The sequence below is a fragment of the Streptomyces sp. V4I2 genome (assembly GCF_030817655.1).
Taxonomy (GTDB): domain Bacteria; phylum Actinomycetota; class Actinomycetes; order Streptomycetales; family Streptomycetaceae; genus Streptomyces; species Streptomyces plumbiresistens.
Map to the genome: position 1 here is coordinate 5,071,433 of NZ_JAUSZM010000003.1, position 18,207 is coordinate 5,089,639.

Genomic DNA, 18,207 nt, shown 5'->3' on the forward strand with positions numbered 1-18,207 from the left:
CCCCGACCTTTGGCCAGAACCGCATTGCGGATGCAACGCGGCGATTGATACAGATGATCGGGTCGGTGACATGTGGGAGCAGTGGGGGGCGTGGGGCGGCGTGCTCAAGCCGGGGGAGATACCGCAGTACACGGGCAACCTGGACCAGCTGGAGATCGACCACGCGGACCTGAGGAAGGACGCGGGCAACGTCCGCAAGACGGGCGGGGACGTCCACTCCCAGTTCCAGGGCTTGTCGGCGTATTACACGGCTCCGGAGGCGGAGCAGCTCTTCGCGACGACGAAGCCGGTCAAGGACCGGGCGGACGCGTTCGCCGACGACCTCGAGACGGTGTCGGGCGCGCTGTCGTCGTACGCGACGGAGATCCGGCCTCTCGTCGACAAGCTGGAGCAACTGAAGGCCCGGGCCACGACGTTCGTCTCGTCGGTCAAGGACGACGACGAGTGGGAGTACGACGGGGACAAGGTCGAGGAGCACAACCAGCTCCGGGACGAGATCACCGCGACGGTGGCGGCGTTCTGGGCGGCGGAGCGGACCGCCCACAACAAGATCACCGCGTTGTGGGGCGGCACGCAGGTGGTCGCCGGTGACGGCTCGGAGCGCAAGGACCAGTACGGTTTCGCGGCCGAGGACATGAAGAACGCCAAGGTGCCGTGGGGTGACCCGGTGGAGGAGAAGCATCACTGGTACGAGGTCGGCCACTGGGTGAAGTCCTTCGTCTGGGACGGCCTGATCATCGACGGCGTCTGGGGCACCCTCAAGGGTCTGGGCACGCTGGTCGGCTTCGGCGGCTGGGACGCGATGGGCCAGGCCTGGAAGGGGTTGGCCCAGCTCGGTGCCGGCCTGGCCCTCACCATGAACCCGATCCTCGGCACCGCGTTCTGGCTGCTCCCCGAGGACAAACTCCCCCCTGCCATCCGCGATTCACGCACCGCGATGAAGGAGACCGGCAAAGCCCTGCTGGCGTGGGACGAGTGGGGCAAGAACCCCGCCCGCGCGGCCGGAGCGGTCACCTTCAACGTGGTGACGACCGTCTTCACGGGTGGCGCGGGCGCCGGTGTGTCGGGCGCGGGCAAGGCGGGCGCGGCGGCGAAGGTGCTGTCGGCGGCGGGCAAGGCGGGCCACTTCATCGACCCGATGACCTACATCGCCAAGGGCGCGGGCGCGGGACTGTCGAAGATCGGCGACATCAGCGCAGCCCTGAAGGGCGTCGGCAACATCGACGTACCCGCCCTCCCTGAGAACGCGTTCACTCTCCCCGAGGGCGCGGTCAAGCTCCCCGACGGCACGGTGAACCTGCCCGAGGGCGCCGCCATCCCGGAGGGCGCGACCCGGCTCCCCGACGGCAACATCAAACTCCCGCACGACACCATGGCCCTCCCCCCGGGCACGACAAAACTCCCCAGCGTGGAGGGCTCCCCGGCCCACTACATGGACGGCGACGGCAACCTCCTCGACCAGCACGGCAACGTGATCGACAACGTCGACAGCGCGCCGACCGACGTCGTCGACAGGCCCGCCTCCGGCACCCCGGCTGAAGGTGCGGACGTGCCCCGCGTGGACTCCCCGGTGAAGGAACCCGCCCCGGTCGGCGCGGCCACCCACACCGCCGACCAAGCCGGCCAGCCGGTGCGGCTGGGTGGCAGCGTGGGCAACAACCTCGGCGACATCGGCCGCGTGCCCGACAACGCGGCGGTGCGCGCAGGTGGAGACAGCGTCCCGGCAGTGCACGCCGGAGGCGACGGAGTGCCCGGCGGACACGCGGGCGACCTGCCGGGCGGAAGCGCAGCCGGCCACCTCCCCGGGGGCACGGCGGACCATCTCCCGGGCGGCCGAGCTGACGAGCTCAGCAGAGGGCCCTCTGCGAGCCACGAACCGCCGAGCGGACCGCGAGACCCATCGCCGTCACACGCTGACGACGGCACAACGCCGAACAGTCACGCTGACGACGGTGTCCACCACGGTGGCAGCCACGAATCGGCCGGCGGTTCCGCCGACGAGGGAGCGCCCCAAGGCAGCCACACGGACGACGGAGCGCACAACGAAATCGGACACGACGCACCTTCCTCGCATGACTTGGAGGGCCCCTCGAATCTCGATGACCTACGGCTCGACGACAACCCCCTGCCACCCCCTGGGCCTGGTGAAAAGATCCTTGGTGATTTGCCGGAGAACCGAGTGCGGCGCACAGAAGACGGGCTCATTTCCCACGTTGACGGGCGACCAGTTACCGAATTCCTGGACCAACTTTCTCATCACCGCGCTTTGACGTATCTGGAGGCGAAGGAAGCTGGTACCTTCCCTCGCGCCCAGGTGGGAGCGTGTGCTGGATCGGTAGTCGACCTGCGCACCGGTCGAGTGGTCGAGGGAATCAACGGACCCAAGGATGCGGCTGGGCTGATCCCGATGGAGCGTCTGCACCCGACGCTGTTGGAACGCTACGAGCAGATCGCAGACGCGCCACCGCACCGCGCGCCGATCCTTGCTCACGCCGAGATCAAGGCAACGAACGAGCTCCTGTGGGCACGCCGGGAACTCGGGCTCCCGGACGACGCTGCCGCCTTGCGCGAGATGCAAGCGTCAGTGCAATTTCCATTCCTGCCTCACCTGGAGACAGGAGTGCGCCCTCGGCCCGCGCCCTTCTGCGGCAACTGCAATCATATGCTGGACGGTATGCCCAGTAGCCATGGGCGATACCTGAAGGACCCACCCGTAGCGGAGAACTGGATTCCCTGATGAATCAACGAATTGACATCGATGACCCAGGCGTCACGATGGACGACGGAGAGCGTCTCTATTATCAGGGAATCCCTTTCACTGGAGAAGCCGTCGAATACCAGCGTGGCGCTCTCGTCAGCCTCATCACATACAAGGAGGGTGTTGAAGACGGCCCCGTCCGCGAGTGGTACACGGATGGCACTCTCAGGTCGGAGGGGGTCATGCGTGACGGGTTTCCTGCTGGCGAGTTCCAACGATGGCATCCGAACGGCAGACTCGCGGCACGAACCATCATGAGCGACAACGGACTGCGGCAGCTGGCGCAGTTCGAGTGGGACGAGGAGGGCAGCCTGACGAAGGAGTGGCACACGGAGCGCGGCTGATGGCCGGAACTGGTCGAGGCGGCCGGTGGTCGACCCGTTCCACCGGTTCGGCAAAGCCGACGGCTACCTTCCCGAGCACATACTCAAGGGCACCTGGGTGGGCGAGTTCCCCACGTAAAGCGCACCAGCGTCAGCCTTCGGACGCATACGTCACGAAGTCGGCCCACGCCGCCCAAGAGACGGTGAGCCGGGGACCCTCGACGTTCTTGGAGTCGCGGACGTGGATGGTGCCGGGGGTGGGGGAGATCTCGACGCAGGAGTCGCCCTCGCTGCCACTGCTGTAGCTGCTCTTGAACCACGCCAGCTCGGAGGCGTCCCCGACCGAGGTCTTGCGGATCATGTTTCCCCCAGCAGTTGCTCGATGAAGGCGGTGGACTCACGCGGTGTGAGAGCCTGCGCCCGGATGATGCCGTACCGCAGTTCAAGGATACGGAGCTGCCTGGGATCGGAGACCGGCCGGCCGTGGGCAACCACGGGTGAACGCCCCATCGCTGATCCGTCTTGGAACTTCAGTACCTCAATCCCACCGTCTACCCCAGCGTGCTCCTCGCGATCCATCGGCATCACCTGAAGCTCCACGTTCCGCAACTGTCCTGCCACCAGCAGATGTTCGAGCTGGCAGCGCAACACCGTCCGCCCGCCGAGCGGGCGGCGGAGCGTCCACTCCTCCAGGACGAAGCTGAGTTCAGGCGCGGGGTCCTGCTCGAAGACGGCCTTACGGGCCACTCGTGCGGCGATGAACCGCTCCACCTCGTCCTCGGTGTACGCGGGGCGCCGCATGAGCAGTAGCCCGCGTGCGTACTCCGGCGTCTGCAGCAGCCCGTGGACGTTCAGCGGATCGTAGAGCTGAAGCTCGACCGCCTTCGCCTCCATCTGCGCCAGATCCCGCACCTTTTTCGGGTACCGGACCTTCTTCACGTCCTCCTTCATCGCCGCGAGCAAGCCGCCCGCCTTCAGCACTTCGTCGGCCTTGTCCAGAAACTCGGGCCGGGGGATCCGTTTCCCGGCCTCGATCTTGTAGACCATGTCCTCGCCGTACCCGACCGCCTCCCCGAAGTCGGCGGCCCGCATCCCCACCACCTCCCGCCGCAGCCTCAACTGCCGCCCCACGGTGGCGATCACCGCCACGCCCCAGTCGTCGTCCGGATCCACCTCCCAACCCGGCTCGTCCGCCTCGCCCTTGAGCCGCGCCGCGTGACCGTCCACCTGCGTCATCCCGCACCCCTCCGTCGTACGACCGTGCCGCGACGCCCCCTACCCGCACGAACCGTCCCGACAGCCCGGACACCACCGGACAACGCCTGGACAGTCACCGTACGCAACGGAGCCGTCACTGTTCACGGTAGCTACGGGCGGCCACTCTGAGTGACGTGATCCAAGAAACCGCCGCCCCCGCCGCCCAAAGCAACCACCCCGTCCGCAACTTCAGCGTCCAGCTGTCCCCCACGCCCCGCGGAGCCCGCCTCGCCCGTCTCCTCGCGACCGAGCAACTCCGCGCCTGGGAAATCCCCTTGGACCCGGCACGGCACCTCGTCGCCGAACTCGCCGCCAACGCCGCCACCCACAGCCGCGTCCCCGGCCGGGACTTCCGGGTCACGCTCTACGTCGTCGCCGACACCCTGCGCATCGAGGTCACCGACACCTGCGGCGACCGACTCCCGCAGCCCCAAGTCCCCACCCCGGACGCCGAGTCCGGCCGCGGCCTCCTCCTCGTCGAGGCGCTCGCCGACCGCTGGGGCACCGCCCAGGGCCCGCACCCGCGCAAGACGGTCTGGGCGGAGCTGCGCCTCCCACCGGAGCACCGAAACGCGTGCTCCGGTGACAGGGGCGCCTTCCCCAAAGAACCACGACGGTGAAAGGACCCCACCAAGCCCCACCCCACCCCACCCTCCCGCCGCGCCGTACGCCGCCTCACCCACGCGAGTGAACATCACCAACTCGGCTGGATTTCCGGCCGGTTACCGGCCTTACGCTCAACGCAACACAACCGCAGACATGCGACGGCCCCCGCCGGGACGGCAATCCCAGTGCGAGGGCCTGACCACCGAGGAAGAGGCAACTTCCTGATGGATACGCACGACATTAGCGTGCCCCCGCACGCCCAGTCCCGCCCCGCGGGCAAAAACCACCCCCGCCGGCACGCCCACCCCGGCGGCGGCCTGGACCACGACCACACCCGCCACACCACCCGCTTCACGGTGATCGGCAACCACCTCGTCCAGCACCCCGAGTTGTCGCTCCTCGCGATCGGGCTGGCCTGCTACATCCAGTCGCTGCCCAAGGGCGCCCGCGTCGACATCAAGACCCTCGCCGCCCGCTTCCCCGAGGGCGCGACCCGTATCGCCGCAGCCCTGCGCGAACTCGAAGCCCACGGCTACCTGCGCCGCACCCGCGAACGCATCCCCGGCGGCCGCATCATCACCCGCACGATCTCCTGCAACCAGCCCGGACGCCACCGCGACGCCGCCGAGCACGAGCCCGCCGTACGCCCCTCACACCCAACCCCCATGAAACGGACACCCCGCAAGCCCCTCCCCGCCGTCCCGCACCCCGCGCACCCCGCCCCCGCCCTCCTCCAGACCGCCACCGACCTCCTCACCGACCTCCGCCTCCACGACCCCCGCCTCCTCCTCTCCACCTGCGACACCGCCCACCTCGCCCCCGGCGTCGCCGCCTGGCTGGAACGCGACGTCAGCCCCACCGCCGTACGCCACGCCCTGACCGCAGACCTCCCACCCGAGGGCCCACGCCGCCCCGCAGCCCTCCTCGCCCACCGCCTCACCGCCCAGCTACCGCCCCCGCCCCCGTTCCACGCACCCACCCCACCACCGGCCGTCCGGCACCCGCTCCAGAACTGCGACGGCTGCGACCACGCCTTCCGGGCACCCGAACCCGGCCGCTGCCGCGCCTGCCGGGCCCTGTCACCCGCGCCCGTCTGAGGACCCACTGGATACTGAAGGCCCTGTCCACCGCTCTGCAGGACGTGCCCGAAGCCGTCGCCGACCCCATCATCGAATTCACCGCCCAAGGCCTCGGCGTCAATCGCCGGGCCGGAGAACTCTGGAGGAACCTGGTGGCCGTGGACCTTTCCTTCTACAAGTCGTACATCTCGGAAGAGATCCGGGACGAAGGCCGGGCCCAGAGGGGCGCAGAGGACATCCTGCTCGTCCTGGAGACGCGCGGCATCGACGTCCCCGACGAGGTCCGCGAACGCATCACCGCCTGCGACGACCCCGACCTCCTGCGCCGCTGGCTCGCCCGCGCCGTCACCGCGCCGTCCGCCGCAGAGATCCTCGTGGAAAGGGAAGAAGACATCTGATCCCCCGTCCTCAGCTGACTCCGGACGCTCTGCGCGCGGCGCTCTCCGTCGTCGATCCCGGCCGTCTGGAGGAGATGCAGGCGTCGAAGGACGCGGCCTTCTCGCAGGCGGTCGAGTGGCAGTGCCTCAGCCCGCTGCAGAGCTGGGTCCTGATCTGGGCCAGGGACATCGAGATCGCTCGCCGCCCCGACCTTTCCTCTCGCTTTGCCCGCGCGCAGAGCGAGCTGGAACACGAAGAACCCGCCTCCGCCGAAGCAGCCCTGCGGGAGCTGAGCGCCGTACTGGACGAAGCCATGGCGGCAGTGAGCGGTTGAGTTGGAAATGGCAGCAGGGGGAGCAGGAAGCAGGAGGGCGGGGAAGCATCCCCACCCCCGCACCCGGCGACCTACGAGTGCCCCAACTCCGCCGCATCCTCGTCGGAGACATCCGGTACAGACCCCGAATCCCGAGCCGGCCGCAGCGGGAACGGATCGACCGTCGTCTCGTCGATCACCGGTGGAGCCGGCCGTGGCGGAGCGGGCATGACCGCTGCCTCGGAGTGGCCTCCGCAGCCGTAGGACAGGGAGACGAGGCGTCCGTCGGCCGGGGCGAACTCGTTGGCGCAGATGCCGAAGGCCTGGCCCAGGGAGCCGCCGATCGGTACCAGGAAGCCGCAGCTGACGCAGGACGCGGGTGCGGCCTGGGCCATCGGGGTCTTGGCGCCGTACGACTCCTCCCAGCGGTCGGCGGCGATGTGCAGCCCGTAGCGGGACAGGACGCGGGCCCGGCGCATGCCGAGTTCCTCGGCGACGGCGGCGATGGAACCGCGGGCGGGGACGACGGGGAGGGTCGCGGGGGCGCCGGAGGTGACCTCCGCGTCCTCGGCCTCGACCAGCTCGGCCATCTCCTCGGAGACGGGCGAGTTCGGCAGCGGCTCGTCCTCGCCGGTGTAGCCGGGCTCCAGGCGGAGGTCCTCGGCGTCGGTGGGGAGGAGATCACCCGGGCCCATGTCGCCGGGGCGCAGCCGCTCGCTCCATGGCACCCACTCGGGGGCGAGGAGGGCGTCCGGGCCCGGCAGGAGGACCACCTCGTCCAGGGTGACGAACTTGGCGCGGGAGGCGCGGGCGACCGTGACGGCCCAGCGCCAGCCCCGGTAGCCGAGTTCCTTGCACTCGAAGAAGTGGGTGACGACTCGGTCGCCCTCGGACACCAGCCCCGAGTGCTCGCCGACCACGCCGGGCGCGGCGGCCTCCTCGGCGGCGGTGCGGGCGAGGTCGACGGCCTCGGCGCACAGGCGGTCGGGGGTGCGGCTTCGCGTGGTCGCTGCGCTCACAGGTATCGCTTCTCTCCTACGCCGTCTCTCTGGTGCGTCTGCCTGTCGGTGGCGGGGCGGACGGAGCGGACCCGGGGACCGCGTCGACGTCCGCGCCCACTCACACTCGGGCGCACCTGTACCACCCATTCTGCGGGATGGCTGAGATATGCACGCTACCTGTTCGCGTGCGCCTGGCCTACACCGACGGGTCTGTTCCCCAGCAGATCCGCTGCAGATCCGCCGCAGAAGTGCACGGCCATACGCGCGGTAACCGCACTACACACAGCTTTCTCGGGGCACTATGACGGGGTGGCAGCCGCGAAGACTCCCGAAGGTGCCACCGGGATCGGTGGGTCCGAAGAGATGTCCAAAGGGATCAACAAAGGCTTCAAGGGGAGCAAGGGGAGCGGGCGAAACAGCGGGTCGGGCCGGGTGGGCGGGCCTCTCCGCGCGATCGGCCGTGCCCTGCATCTGCCGGTGACGGGTCCCGCACGCGGCATCCGCAAGGCGACCCACGCGCACGGGGCCGGCGAGTCCGGGCTCGGCAAGCTGATCGAGCTGCACGGTGTGAACGGCGCCGGGGATGTGATGATCACGGTCGCGCTGGCCTCGACCGTGTTCTTCTCCGTCCCCACGGACGAGGCCCGAGGACGCGTCGCCCTCTATCTCGCGATCACCATGGCGCCCTTCACCGTCCTCGCGCCGGTGATCGGCCCGCTCCTGGACCGCCTCCCGCACGGCCGCCGCGCGGCGATGGCGGGCGCGATGCTGGCCCGGGCGCTGCTCGCGCTGATCCTGTCCGGGGCGGTCGCCAGCGGCAGCCTGGAGCTGTATCCGGCGGCGCTGGGCGTCCTGGTCGCGTCGAAGGCCTACGGGGTCGTCAGAAGCGCCGTGGTGCCCCGGCTGCTGCCACCCCGCTTCTCCCTGGTGAAGGCCAACTCGCGGGTCACTCTCGGCGGGCTGCTCGCGACGGGTGTGGCCGCGCCGATCGCGGCGGGGCTGCAGTCGATCGGGTCGAGCTGGCCGCTCTACGGCGCCTTCGTGATCTTCATGGCGGGTACGTTCCTGTCCTTCACGCTGCCGCCGAAGGTCGACTCCGCCAAGGGCGAGGACATCGCGCTGCTGGCCGCGGACGAGGCCCATCTGCACGGGCCGCACCTCAAGCCGGTCAAGCGGCCCGGGCTGCGCACGGTCGGCATCGCCGTCACCCACGCCCTCGGCGCCAACGCCGGGCTACGCTGCCTGTCCGGCTTCCTGATCTTCTTCCTCGCCTTCCTGCTGCGGGAGCATCCGCTGACCGGGGAGAGCGCGGCCGTGTCGCTGGGCATAGTGATCGCCGCGGCGGGCACGGGCAACGCGCTCGGTACGGCGGTCGGGGCGTGGCTGCGGTCGAAGGCGCCGGAGCTCATCATCGTGACGGTGGTGGCGTGCGTGATCGCCGCGGCGATCACGGCCGCGATCTTCTTCGGGGCGTTCCTGGTGGCGTGTCTGGCGGCGGTCGCCGGGTTCTCGCAGGCCCTCGCCAAGCTGTCCCTGGACGCGCTGATCCAGCGGGACGTGCCCGAGCAGGTGCGGACGTCGGCCTTCGCGCGCTCCGAGACGATCCTCCAGGTGTCCTGGGTGTTCGGCGGCGCGGTCGGCATCGTGATGCCCCTCAACGGCACGCTGGGCCTGTTCGTGGGCGCCTCCATCGTGGCCGTCGGCTGGCTGACCACCGTCAAGGGCCTGCTGAGCTCGGCCCGGTACGCAGGCCCCGCGCGGTCGCGAGTGACCTAGCGGGGACCTGGCGGGGACGCGGCGGGTGTCCAGGACGCCGCCCGGCCCACGGCTCGCCGCACCCCGCGTAGGGGGACCGGAGGACGTGCCCGATAGCCTTCGGCCATGACCATGCTGCAATCCGTAGTGCGACGCCGCCGCGCCGTCGCCGCCGCCGGTGCCGTTTCCGCCGGACTGCTCGTCCTGTCGGCCTGCGACAAGCCGACGCCGCGCGCCACCGTGACGGTCGGCCAGAGCTCGGTGAGCACCGAGGCCGAGTGCTACGACGACGGCAAGGACCTCGGCCGCGAAGAGGCCGCCAAGTGCGCCCGGGAGAAGGCCTCGGAAACCATCGACGTGCCGCAGAGCGAGACACTGCGCATCGGTGTCGACCCCGAGGTCGCCGAGACGGGCTGGGCCCTGTGGATCAACGGCGAGCAGGTCACCAACGTCTACAAGAAGACGTACTACTCCTTCCAGGGCGTCGACCTCTTCGCCGACCAGCAGGGTCAGGCCGCGCCGAAGGAGCTGAACATCAGCATCGTCGAGCAGGACAAGACCGACACGACGGCCAGCAAGGTGTACAAGGGCGTCTGGAACTTCAAGCTGAAGAACGCGGACGACTGATCCGCCCGAGCCCATGCGCATCCTCGTAGCCACCGCGGTCCCGGTCGAACGGGACGCGGTGGCGCGCGCGTTCACAGGCACCGCCACGGAAGTCGCCACCAAAGTCGCCACGGAAGTACCGCTCCCAGGCGTGACCCTGCACCGGATCACCGGCCCGGCCCCGCACAGCACCCCTGGCGGGTACGACCTCCTCGCCGCCGGCGTCGGCCCCGCCCTCGCCGCCGCCTCCACCGCCGCCGCCCTCACCGCGGCCGCGCTCGAAGGCGCCCCCTACGACCTCGTCGTCTCCGCCGGGATCGCCGGCGGTTTCCCGCCGGAGGCGCCGCTCGGCTCGCTCGTCGTCGCCGACGAGATCACCGCGGCCGACCTGGGCGCCGAGACGGCCGACGGCTTCCTGCCGGTGACCGAGCTGGGCTTCGGGACCGTCACCCACCGTCCGCCACAATCACTCGTACGAGCTGTCGTGTCGGCGACCGGAGCGCGCCCCGGCACGGTCCTCACCGTGTCCACGGTGACCGGAACGGCCGCCCGGGCCGCCGCCCTGCGCGCTCGCCATCCCCGGGCCCTCGCCGAGGCCATGGAGGGCTTCGGCGTCGCCGAGGCGGCCGCCGCGCACGGCGTGCCGGTGCTCGAGCTGCGGGCCGTCTCCAACCCGGTCGGCCCGCGCGACCGCGCCGCCTGGCGCATCGGCGACGCGCTGAGCGCCCTGACGACGGCTTTCGGGAAGCTCACACCCGCCCTGGAGAGTTGGACCCCACATGACCGCACCGAATGAGCCCGTGCAGCCTCTGCAGATCGCCTACTCCCCCTGCCCCAACGACACCTTCACCTTCGACGCCCTCGCCCACGGCCGCGTCCCCGGCGCGCCCGCCCTCGACGTGACGTTCGCGGACATCGACATCACCAACGGCATGGCCGAGCGCGGCGAGTTCGACGTGCTGAAGGTGTCGTACGCCGTGCTGCCGTACGTCCTCGACGAGTACGCGCTGCTGCCCTGCGGCGGCGCGCTGGGCCGGGGGTGCGGGCCGCTCGTCCTCACCCGTGGGCCGGGAGACCTCACCGGCCGTACGGTCGCGGTACCCAGCGAGAGGTCGACGGCGTATCTGCTCTTCCGTCTGTGGGCCGCGGACACGCTGCCCGGCGGGGTCGGTGAGATCGTGGTCATGCCGTTCCACGAGATCATGCCCGCGGTGCGGGACGGGAAGGTCGACGCCGGACTCGTCATCCACGAGGCGCGTTTCACGTACCAGAACTACGGGCTGCACAAGCTCGCGGACATGGGCGAGCACTGGGAGAACACGACCGGGCTGCCGATCCCGCTGGGCGCGATCATCGCCAAGCGGTCGCTGGGCGCACCGACGTTGACGCGGCTCGCCGACTCGATCCGTACGTCCGTCCGCGCGGCCTGGGACGATCCCGAGGTGTCCCGCCCGTACGTCATGGAGCACGCCCAGGAAATGGATCCGGCCGTCGCCGACCAGCACATCGGGCTGTATGTCAACGAATTCACCGCCGACCTCGGCGAGGACGGCCACGCCGCGATCCGTGGGCTGCTCACGCGTGCGGCGGCCGAGGGGCTGGTACCGCCCCTCGGCCCGAACGCGCTGGATTTTCCGTAAAGCGTGGTTGGCCGCGGTTATACGTCGAGCTGGTCGGCGACCGCACGGAGCAGGCCGGCGATCTTCTTGCCGGCGGCCTTGTCGGGGTAACGGCCCCTTTCGAGCATCGGCGTGATGTTTTCCAGGAGGGTCGTCAGATCCTGGACGATGGAGGCCAGTTCGTCCGGCTTCTTGCGGGTCGCGGCCGCCACCGAGGGGGTCGGGTCGAGGATGATGACCGAAAGTGCCTGGTCGCCGCGCTGGCCGGCGACGACACCGAACTCAACTCGCTGCCCCGGCTTGAGCGTCTCGACTCCGGCGGGGAGGACCGAGGAATGGACGAAGACGTCACCGCCGTCGTCGCGGGAGAGAAAGCCGAAGCCCTTCTCGCTGTTGAACCACTTGACCTTGCCGGTAGGCACGTCTGTCCTCGTCCTCGTACTCGTCGGAAAACTGCTTCTGAAACGGCTCTTGATAGCACTGGGGCGGGTCGTCGGGACCCGCCGGTACCAAGGCTAATGGTCTTCACGCCGGTGACAAGACGTCGCCCGGTTGTTCCTCGCCGCAGGGAACTACCCTGGTCCGGTGCGTGACAAAACCCAAACGAATTCCCGCGAGCCCGGTGACCGACTGATCCGCGCCGGTGCGCTCGTCTTCTTCATCGGTGCCGTGGCCACTTTGGTCACGGTGGCCCCGATGCTGCTCGGTACGACGCCCTTTCCGACGTACATGTTCGGATTGAGCATGCTCATGGGCGTCGGCTTCCTGCTGGCCGGTGCGGGGGTGTTCCAGTCGATCGCGGCGGGGCGCCGTCAGGCGCGGGCCGGGCGGTAGGCCGAGAGCCACTCCGGGAACTCGGTGAGGTCGCCCAGGACCACGTCCGCGCCGGCCGCGCTCAACTCGTCCGCGTCGCACGGGCCGGTGGCCACCGCGACCGAGAGCGCGCCGGCCTTCCGCGCGCCGCGGACGTCCCCGACGTGGTCGCCGACGTAGACGCCCGCGCCGTGCTCGCGCAGCGCGTCCGCCTTCTGCTCCGCCCACAGGTCGCCGATGACGGCGTCCGGTTCGATGCCCAGGTGCTCCAGGTGCAGCTTGGCATTGGGTTCGTGCTTGGCGGTGACGACGATCGCCCGTCCGCCGGCCGCCCGCACCGCCGCGATCGCCTCCCGGGCGCCGGGCATCGCGGGCGTCGGCACGATGGCGATGGCCGGGTACATCGAGCGGTAGAGGTCGGCCATGGGCTCGATCCGCTCCGCCGGGAACCAGTGGATCAGCTCCTGAGCGAGCGGCGGCCCGAGCCGCGTCACCGCCAGATCGGCGTCGATGTACGTCCCCGTCTGCTCCGACAGCGCCAGGTAGCAGGCACGGATGCCGGGCCGGGAGTCGATGAGGGTCATGTCGAGGTCGAAGCCGACGGTCGGGGCGGGGAAGCGTGTAGAGGCCATATGGGCCATTGTGCCCAGGCCCTGTGGCGGGCAGGCGTACAGGCACCTGTGAGCTACCTCCGCCGCTGTGACCGCCATACCAGGAACAGCGCCGACGCCACGGCCGCGCCCCGCACCACCCACGGCCAGGTCTGGCCGATCGCGTCGCTCATGTGGCCCTCGGCGACAGGGTCGCCCCAGCGGCCCTCCGTACGGCCCCACAGCCACACGGCACCGGCCGTGAGCGACAGGCCGGGCAGGATCACGACCGCCCACTTCGTCTCGGCGTCACTCAGTCGCCGGGAGGCGTAGGCGATGGCCCAGCCCAGCACGAGGGCGATCCAGTTGCCGAGGACGGCACCGGCGACGAGGAGGCCGGCGGCGAGGAGGAGGAAGGGGTTGGTCCAGCCGCCCATGGCACCCGTGCCGCCGGTGCCACCGGTGCCGCCTTTGCGGAGGAGCCGGAAGCGGCGGCGGGGGGCGGGGGCCTGGGCCACGGCCTCCGGGGCCGGGGCGGGTGCGGGCGCGGGCTTGGTGAGCCGGACCAGCTTCCCGAGCGTCCCCGTCTTCCCGGCCGTGGGCGCGGGCTGTTGTCCGGCCGTCTCCTTCTCCACCGCCGGATCCGGATCCGGCTTCGGCGGCGGAGGCTTCAGCAGTTCCGGGATCTCCACGCCGCCGACGAAGCCGGGAACGCTGTCGCCCACGCCGAACGCGCTGCTGTCCACCCGCCACCAGTCCGGCTGCGCCGCGCTGTCCCCGAGCTCGTGCGTGCTCGCGAGATGCGGCGGGGAGGGCACGTCGGACGGGCCGGGATCGGGGGACGCCTGGGCCGGGCGCGGACGCGGACGCGGTACGACCCGCCGCAGCCCTTTCGGCCGACCGGCGCCGTTCTCCTCCGGTTCCCGGTCCCGCTGTACGGGCACGGAGGCGGGCGGCGCCTGCGGGGTGCCGGCGCGTCCGGTGCCGCCTGCGGCCCGGACGACCTCGTCGGGGCTGCCCAGGCGCTCGATGATGCGGCGGACGGCGGCAGGGCTGTCGACGGTGACCTTGGCCCGGCGCCGGTCGATCTCGTTCCGCAACTCCGACACCAGGCGCATACGGTCACCCGACGGCAGCTGCCGCTGCTGCGCCACGTCACCGACGCGGCTCAGATATTCGTAGACGACCTGGTCGCTCTCGATACCCACGAAGTCCCCTCCGGGGTTGGCGCGTTGGATACCTCGTCGGACGACGGTATCGCGGGTGGGCACATCTGCCGTAGCCACGGGTGCCGCCGGGGCGGGTCGCGCCCGGGCCTGCGCTGCGGAGTGCCGCCGGGACGGGCCGCGAAGGCCGACGCTGCGGAGTGCCGCCGGAACCGGTCGCGCAACCCGACACTGTCGGGAGCCGCCGGGACGGGTCGCCCGGGCTGCCCGCGGCTGCGACGGATGCGGTGGTCCGGAGCTGTGGGGAGGGAGACGCGGCGGCGGCTCGCAAGCGTGAGCGGGTGACGCCTCGCCCGGTCTGTGCCGGGCACGGCGGGGACCCACGCCCACCCCCGCCGTCGCACCCACCCGCTAACGTGGGTCGGATGAGCCACCAGGCCACACCGCCGCGCTCCCTCGCCGAGGCGCTCCGGGCCAGGGACGACGCCTCCCTGGCCGCACTCCTGCGTGCCCGCCCCGACCTCATCACGCCCGTCCCGACGGACCTCACGCAGCTCGCGACCCGGGCCGGCACCCGTGCCTCCGTCGTCCGCGCCCTGGAGCGGCTCGACCGGTTCGCGTTGCAGACGGCGGAGGCGCTGGCGGTGGCGGCGGATCCGGCGTCGTACAAGGAGTTGCTGGGGTTGATGGCGGGCGACGAGGCCGACCCGGTGGTCACGGCCGCGTTGCCGCGGGCGCTCGGCACGTTGCGCACGCAGGCCCTGGTGTGGGGCGGTGACGACCGGCTGCGGCTGGTGCGTACGGCCCGGGAGCTGCTGGCGCCCTCGCCGCAGCATCCGTCGCCGACCGGGCTGGGCCCGACCGTGCGGGAGGCGACGGCGGGCATGTCGCCGGGCCGTATCCAGGAGATCGTGACGGCGGCGGGGCTCACCTCGACCCACGACGCGGTGTCGGCGGTGACCTCGCTCACCAAGCTCTTCACGAACCGGAAGCGGATGGGGGCGCTGCTCGCCGGTGCCCCGGCGGAGTCGCGGGAGGTGCTGGCCCGGCTGGTGTGGGGGCCGCCGTTCGGCCAGGTCACCGCCGATCCCGCGGCCCATCTGCGCTGGCTCCTCGACCGGGGGCTGCTGCTGCCGACGGCGCCGGGGACGGTCGTACTGCCCCGGGAGGTGGCCCTGCATCTGCGCGGCGGCCGGGCGCACCGGGCCACCGAGCCGCTGCCGCCCGCGGTGGAGGCCGCGGCCACGCACCGTCCACAGGTTGTGGACGGAACGGCGGCCGGGCAGGCGTACACCGCGCTGGCGACCGTCGAGGAGCTGCTGAAGGACTGGCACGAGGGCGGGCCCGCGGTGCTGCGGGCGGGCGGGCTCAGTGTCCGTGATCTGAAGCGGACCGCCGTCGCCCTCGACGTCTCCGAGCCGATCGCCGCCTTCTGGGTCGAACTCGCCTACGCGGCAGGCCTGTTGGCCCCCGACGGCGAGGCCGACGAGCGGTACGCGGCCACCCCGGCCCACGACGAGTGGCTGGAGCAGCCCGCGGCCCAGCGGTGGGCGCGGCTCGCGGAGGCGTGGCTGACGGCGACGCGGACGTCCGGGCTGGTGGGCGGGCGGGACATGAAGGAACGTACGTTGTCGGCGCTGGGCCCGGGGTTGGACCGCTCGGCCGCGCCCGAGGTACGGCACCGGGTGCTGACCCTGCTGGCCGGGCTCCCGGAGGGCGCCTCGCCGTCCGCCGAGTCGGTGCTGGCCCGGCTGAGCTGGGAGCGCCCGCTGCGGGGTGCGCAACGGGACGACGACCTGCGGGCCCGGCTCGCGCGCTGGACGCTGTCGGAGGCGGAGCTGCTGGGCGTGACGGGCCGGGGCGCGCTGTCGGCGCAGGGGCGGGCTCTGCTGGGCGCGCCCTCGCCGAGGCCGGCGCCGGAGGAACCGGTGGGCCCGGGCGACAAGCTGCCCGTCCACCACCACCCCGCCCCGGCCGTCGAACCCCTCTCCCCCACCGAGCAGGCCACCGCCTCCGCCGCGGCCGCCCGCATCCTCGCGCCCCTCCTCCCCGAGCCCCTGGACCACGTCCTGCTCCAGGCCGACCTGACGGCGGTGGCACCGGGGCCGTTGCGGCGGCCGCTGGCGGAGACGCTGGGCGTGCTCGCGGACGTGGAGTCGAAGGGCGGGGCCACGGTCTACCGCTTCACGCCGGGCTCGGTGCGCCGCGCCCTGGACTCCGGCCGGTCCGCCTCCGACCTGCACGCGTTCCTGGCCGAGCACTCCCGTACGCCGGTTCCGCAGCCGCTCACCTACCTGATCGACGACGTGGCGCGCAGGCACGGCCATCTGCGGGTCGGTGCGGCCTCGGCGTACGTCCGCTGCGACGACGACGCGATGCTCAACGAGATCATGGCCGACAAGCGGGCGGCGGGCCTGCGCCTGCGCCGCCTGGCCCCCACGGTGTTGGCCAGTCAGGCCGACCCGGCCGCGCTGCTCGACGGCCTGCGCGCGATGGGCTTCGCCCCGGCCGCCGAGTCCGCCGAGGGCGACGTCCTGATCGCCCGCGCCCACGCCCACCGCACCCCGCCGCGCACCCCTCCCCAACCGGTCCCGGACGGCCCCCCGGTACCGGACGCGACGCTTCTGTCGGCCGCGATCCGCGCCATCCGCGCCGGCGACCTGGCGTCCACGACCCCCCGCAAGCCGACGACCGCCACCCCCGCCACCGGCGGCGACCTCCCCCGCACCAGCCCCGCCGAGACCCTCGCCACCATGCAGGCCGCCGTCCTCACCGGCGAGACCCTGTGGATCGGCTACGTCAACGCCGAGGGCGCCGCGACCCAGCGCGTCATCGCCCCGATCCGCGTCGAGGGCGGCTTCGTGACGGCGTACGACCACACGGCGGACGAGGTACGGACGTATCCGCTGCACCGGGTGACGGGGGTGGCGGAGCTGGCGGAGGACCAGCTCTGAGGGCGGCTCACTCCTGCGGGTGTACGTCCGTGATCATGCACGCCGCGCCGGACACTTCCCACCCATGAGGGAGCTTTCGCGGCCTCCCGCATTCCGGCGCGAGCCGCCGGGCAGCCACCGGATGTCCTGATCAGAGCCCGGGCCGCCCCGCAGGCAGCCCGGGCGAGTGCAACGGAAAAGGGAGTCCCCCCCATGCGTGCTGCCCGTCGTGTCGCCGCCGTGCTGACCGCCACCGCCCTGATGATCGGCGCCTTCGCCACCCAGGCCGCCGCCATCGGCATCGATGTCGCCGGACTGGTCATCGAGACCCCGCAGATCTGACGCGCCTCCGCTCGCCCACCGGGCCGGCCGGACGTTCCCCGGGCCGGCCCGCCCATCCCCATCCCCATCCCCATCCTCATCCCCGTCCCCGTCCCCATCCCTGTCCCTGTCCCTGTCCCTGTCCCTGTCCCTGTCCCTGTCCCTGTCCCTGTCCCTGTCCCTGTCCCTGTCCCTGTCCCTGTCCCTGTCCCGAACCCATCCCCGTCCGTATGTGAAAGGCCGGCCAGTCCCCATGCGTTCCAAGCTCCCTGCCCCCACCCGCGCCACCGCCGTCGCCGTCTCCGTCACCGCGGTGTTCTCCGCCGCCGCGCTGCTCGGCGCGCTCGCTCCCGAGGCCACGGCCGCGACCGCGCTGCCGCTGCCGCTGCCACTCCCCGTCGCGGCCCCGGAGTCCCTGATCGGCGAGGGGCTGACCGTCGAGGGACCGCTGATCCAGAACGTCAGTCTGCCCACGCTGAAGTAGCCCGCCGCATCCGGTAGCTGTCCCCTTCGATCCGCACGACGTCGGCGTGGTGGGCCAGGCGGTCCACCATCGCCGGCGCGGACGGGCCGAAGATCTCGTTCCAGCGGCCGAGCGGGCGGTCACCGGTCACGATCAGCGAGGCCCGCTCGTAGCGGTGCGCGACCAGCCGGAAGAAGAGAGCGGAGGTCTCCGCGTCGAAGGGGTA

The 18,207-nt window shown here is 71.6% G+C and carries 20 protein-coding genes and 1 pseudogene; 14 read left to right on the forward strand and 7 right to left on the reverse strand.

Annotated elements, in window-relative coordinates:
- Window positions 1–70: 70 nt before the first annotated feature.
- On the forward strand, window positions 71–2,737 hold the full coding sequence (locus QFZ76_RS23820; RefSeq protein WP_307675658.1) for a YwqJ-related putative deaminase: 2,667 nt from the start codon (window positions 71–73) through the stop codon (window positions 2,735–2,737).
- On the forward strand, window positions 2,737–3,102 hold the full coding sequence (locus tag QFZ76_RS23825) for a toxin-antitoxin system YwqK family antitoxin (protein WP_307675659.1): 366 nt from the start codon (window positions 2,737–2,739) through the stop codon (window positions 3,100–3,102). Before QFZ76_RS23820 ends, QFZ76_RS23825 begins: the two co-directional genes overlap by 1 nt.
- Before the next feature lie 130 nt (window positions 3,103–3,232).
- Here QFZ76_RS23825 and QFZ76_RS23830 read toward each other — a convergent pair whose 3' ends face one another.
- Entirely contained in the window at window positions 3,233–3,442 is a 210-nt protein-coding gene (locus QFZ76_RS23830) for a DUF397 domain-containing protein (protein WP_307675660.1), read from the reverse strand.
- Window positions 3,439–4,317 (reverse strand): helix-turn-helix transcriptional regulator, encoded by an 879-nt coding sequence (locus QFZ76_RS23835; protein WP_307675661.1) that lies wholly within the window; start codon window positions 4,315–4,317, stop codon window positions 3,439–3,441. Before QFZ76_RS23835 ends, QFZ76_RS23830 begins: the two co-directional genes overlap by 4 nt.
- Window positions 4,318–4,472: 155 nt before the next feature.
- Here QFZ76_RS23835 and QFZ76_RS23840 point away from each other — a divergent pair, with 155 nt between their 5' ends.
- The 4 genes and pseudogenes from QFZ76_RS23840 to QFZ76_RS23855 all read left to right on the forward strand — a co-directional run bounded on the left by QFZ76_RS23840 (window position 4,473) and on the right by QFZ76_RS23855 (window position 6,735).
- Window positions 4,473–4,958 carry an ATP-binding protein gene (locus tag QFZ76_RS23840; RefSeq protein ID WP_307675662.1) on the forward strand — a complete coding sequence of 162 codons (486 nt, stop codon included), beginning with the start codon at window positions 4,473–4,475 and terminating at the stop codon, window positions 4,956–4,958.
- A gap of 210 nt (window positions 4,959–5,168) precedes the next feature.
- A complete protein-coding gene (locus tag QFZ76_RS23845; RefSeq protein WP_307675663.1) occupies window positions 5,169–6,041 on the forward strand; it encodes a helix-turn-helix domain-containing protein in 873 nt (290 codons plus the stop codon).
- Between the two features lie 11 nt (window positions 6,042–6,052).
- A pseudogene (locus QFZ76_RS23850) lies at window positions 6,053–6,421 on the forward strand (hypothetical protein); the annotation flags it as partial.
- Between the two features lie 74 nt (window positions 6,422–6,495).
- Entirely contained in the window at window positions 6,496–6,735 is a 240-nt protein-coding gene (locus QFZ76_RS23855; RefSeq protein WP_307675664.1) for a hypothetical protein, read from the forward strand.
- 71 nt (window positions 6,736–6,806) lie between these two features.
- Here the strand turns inward: QFZ76_RS23855 and QFZ76_RS23860 are convergent, their stop codons facing one another.
- Entirely contained in the window at window positions 6,807–7,733 is a 927-nt protein-coding gene (locus QFZ76_RS23860; RefSeq protein WP_307675665.1) for a DUF3027 domain-containing protein, read from the reverse strand.
- Window positions 7,734–8,024: 291 nt separating this feature from the next.
- On the opposite strand from QFZ76_RS23860, the gene QFZ76_RS23865 reads away from it, so the two are divergent.
- The 4 genes from QFZ76_RS23865 (at window position 8,025) to QFZ76_RS23880 (ending at window position 11,716) form a co-directional block, all read left to right on the forward strand.
- Window positions 8,025–9,491, forward strand: coding sequence for an MFS transporter (locus QFZ76_RS23865; protein ID WP_307675666.1), 1,467 nt, complete (start codon window positions 8,025–8,027; stop codon window positions 9,489–9,491).
- A 105-nt stretch (window positions 9,492–9,596) separates the two neighbouring features.
- Window positions 9,597–10,097: a hypothetical protein gene (locus QFZ76_RS23870; protein ID WP_266437680.1), complete on the forward strand. Its 501-nt coding sequence runs from the start codon at window positions 9,597–9,599 to the stop codon at window positions 10,095–10,097.
- Between the two features lie 13 nt (window positions 10,098–10,110).
- Entirely contained in the window at window positions 10,111–10,872 is a 762-nt protein-coding gene (locus QFZ76_RS23875; RefSeq protein WP_307675667.1) for a futalosine hydrolase, read from the forward strand.
- Window positions 10,856–11,716, forward strand: coding sequence for a 1,4-dihydroxy-6-naphthoate synthase (locus QFZ76_RS23880; RefSeq protein WP_307675668.1), 861 nt, complete (start codon window positions 10,856–10,858; stop codon window positions 11,714–11,716). Before QFZ76_RS23875 ends, QFZ76_RS23880 begins: the two co-directional genes overlap by 17 nt.
- Before the next feature lie 17 nt (window positions 11,717–11,733).
- Here QFZ76_RS23880 and QFZ76_RS23885 read toward each other — a convergent pair whose 3' ends face one another.
- A complete protein-coding gene (locus QFZ76_RS23885) occupies window positions 11,734–12,117 on the reverse strand; it encodes a cold-shock protein (RefSeq protein WP_307675669.1) in 384 nt (127 codons plus the stop codon).
- 163 nt (window positions 12,118–12,280) lie between these two features.
- Between QFZ76_RS23885 and QFZ76_RS23890 the strand changes: the two genes are divergently transcribed.
- Window positions 12,281–12,529 (forward strand): hypothetical protein, encoded by a 249-nt coding sequence (locus QFZ76_RS23890; RefSeq protein WP_307675670.1) that lies wholly within the window; start codon window positions 12,281–12,283, stop codon window positions 12,527–12,529.
- Here QFZ76_RS23890 and QFZ76_RS23895 read toward each other — a convergent pair.
- Window positions 12,508–13,140, reverse strand: coding sequence for an HAD family hydrolase (locus QFZ76_RS23895; protein ID WP_266437671.1), 633 nt, complete (start codon window positions 13,138–13,140; stop codon window positions 12,508–12,510). The two genes, QFZ76_RS23890 and QFZ76_RS23895, sit on opposite strands and share 22 nt — an antisense overlap.
- Before the next feature lie 53 nt (window positions 13,141–13,193).
- On the reverse strand, window positions 13,194–14,306 hold the full coding sequence (locus QFZ76_RS23900) for a hypothetical protein (RefSeq protein WP_307675671.1): 1,113 nt from the start codon (window positions 14,304–14,306) through the stop codon (window positions 13,194–13,196).
- Between the two features lie 383 nt (window positions 14,307–14,689).
- Between QFZ76_RS23900 and QFZ76_RS23905 the strand changes: the two genes are divergently transcribed.
- The 3 genes from QFZ76_RS23905 to QFZ76_RS23915 all read left to right on the forward strand — a co-directional run bounded on the left by QFZ76_RS23905 (window position 14,690) and on the right by QFZ76_RS23915 (window position 18,002).
- Window positions 14,690–17,218, forward strand: coding sequence for a helicase C-terminal domain-containing protein (locus QFZ76_RS23905; RefSeq protein WP_307675672.1), 2,529 nt, complete (start codon window positions 14,690–14,692; stop codon window positions 17,216–17,218).
- Between the two features lie 192 nt (window positions 17,219–17,410).
- Window positions 17,411–17,539 (forward strand): hypothetical protein, encoded by a 129-nt coding sequence (locus QFZ76_RS23910; RefSeq protein WP_266437664.1) that lies wholly within the window; start codon window positions 17,411–17,413, stop codon window positions 17,537–17,539.
- Between the two features lie 232 nt (window positions 17,540–17,771).
- Window positions 17,772–18,002, forward strand: coding sequence for a hypothetical protein (locus QFZ76_RS23915; protein WP_307675673.1), 231 nt, complete (start codon window positions 17,772–17,774; stop codon window positions 18,000–18,002).
- Here QFZ76_RS23915 and QFZ76_RS23920 read toward each other — a convergent pair.
- A complete protein-coding gene (locus QFZ76_RS23920; protein ID WP_307680111.1) occupies window positions 17,980–18,168 on the reverse strand; it encodes an ATP-binding protein in 189 nt (62 codons plus the stop codon). The genes QFZ76_RS23915 and QFZ76_RS23920 overlap by 23 nt on opposite strands.
- Between the last annotated feature and the right edge of the window lie 39 nt (window positions 18,169–18,207).

Bases quoted from the DNA above. Each gene is read 5' to 3' on its own strand.
- QFZ76_RS23845 (WP_307675663.1), top strand. From the start codon at position 5,169: ATGGATACGCACGACATTAGCGTGCCCCCGCACGCCCAGTCCCGCCCC.
- QFZ76_RS23875 (WP_307675667.1), top strand. From the start codon at position 10,111: ATGCGCATCCTCGTAGCCACCGCGGTCCCGGTCGAACGGGACGCGGTG.
- QFZ76_RS23825 (WP_307675659.1), top strand. From the start codon at position 2,737: ATGAATCAACGAATTGACATCGATGACCCAGGCGTCACGATGGACGAC.
- QFZ76_RS23915 (WP_307675673.1), top strand. From the start codon at position 17,772: ATGCGTTCCAAGCTCCCTGCCCCCACCCGCGCCACCGCCGTCGCCGTC.
- QFZ76_RS23835 (WP_307675661.1), bottom strand. From the start codon at position 4,317: ATGACGCAGGTGGACGGTCACGCGGCGCGGCTCAAGGGCGAGGCGGAC.
- QFZ76_RS23895 (WP_266437671.1), bottom strand. From the start codon at position 13,140: ATGGCCTCTACACGCTTCCCCGCCCCGACCGTCGGCTTCGACCTCGAC.
- QFZ76_RS23905 (WP_307675672.1), top strand. From the start codon at position 14,690: ATGAGCCACCAGGCCACACCGCCGCGCTCCCTCGCCGAGGCGCTCCGG.
- QFZ76_RS23820 (WP_307675658.1), top strand. From the start codon at position 71: ATGTGGGAGCAGTGGGGGGCGTGGGGCGGCGTGCTCAAGCCGGGGGAG.
- QFZ76_RS23855 (WP_307675664.1), top strand. From the start codon at position 6,496: ATGCAGGCGTCGAAGGACGCGGCCTTCTCGCAGGCGGTCGAGTGGCAG.
- QFZ76_RS23830 (WP_307675660.1), bottom strand. From the start codon at position 3,442: ATGATCCGCAAGACCTCGGTCGGGGACGCCTCCGAGCTGGCGTGGTTC.
- QFZ76_RS23880 (WP_307675668.1), top strand. From the start codon at position 10,856: ATGACCGCACCGAATGAGCCCGTGCAGCCTCTGCAGATCGCCTACTCC.
- QFZ76_RS23870 (WP_266437680.1), top strand. From the start codon at position 9,597: ATGACCATGCTGCAATCCGTAGTGCGACGCCGCCGCGCCGTCGCCGCC.
- QFZ76_RS23910 (WP_266437664.1), top strand. From the start codon at position 17,411: ATGCGTGCTGCCCGTCGTGTCGCCGCCGTGCTGACCGCCACCGCCCTG.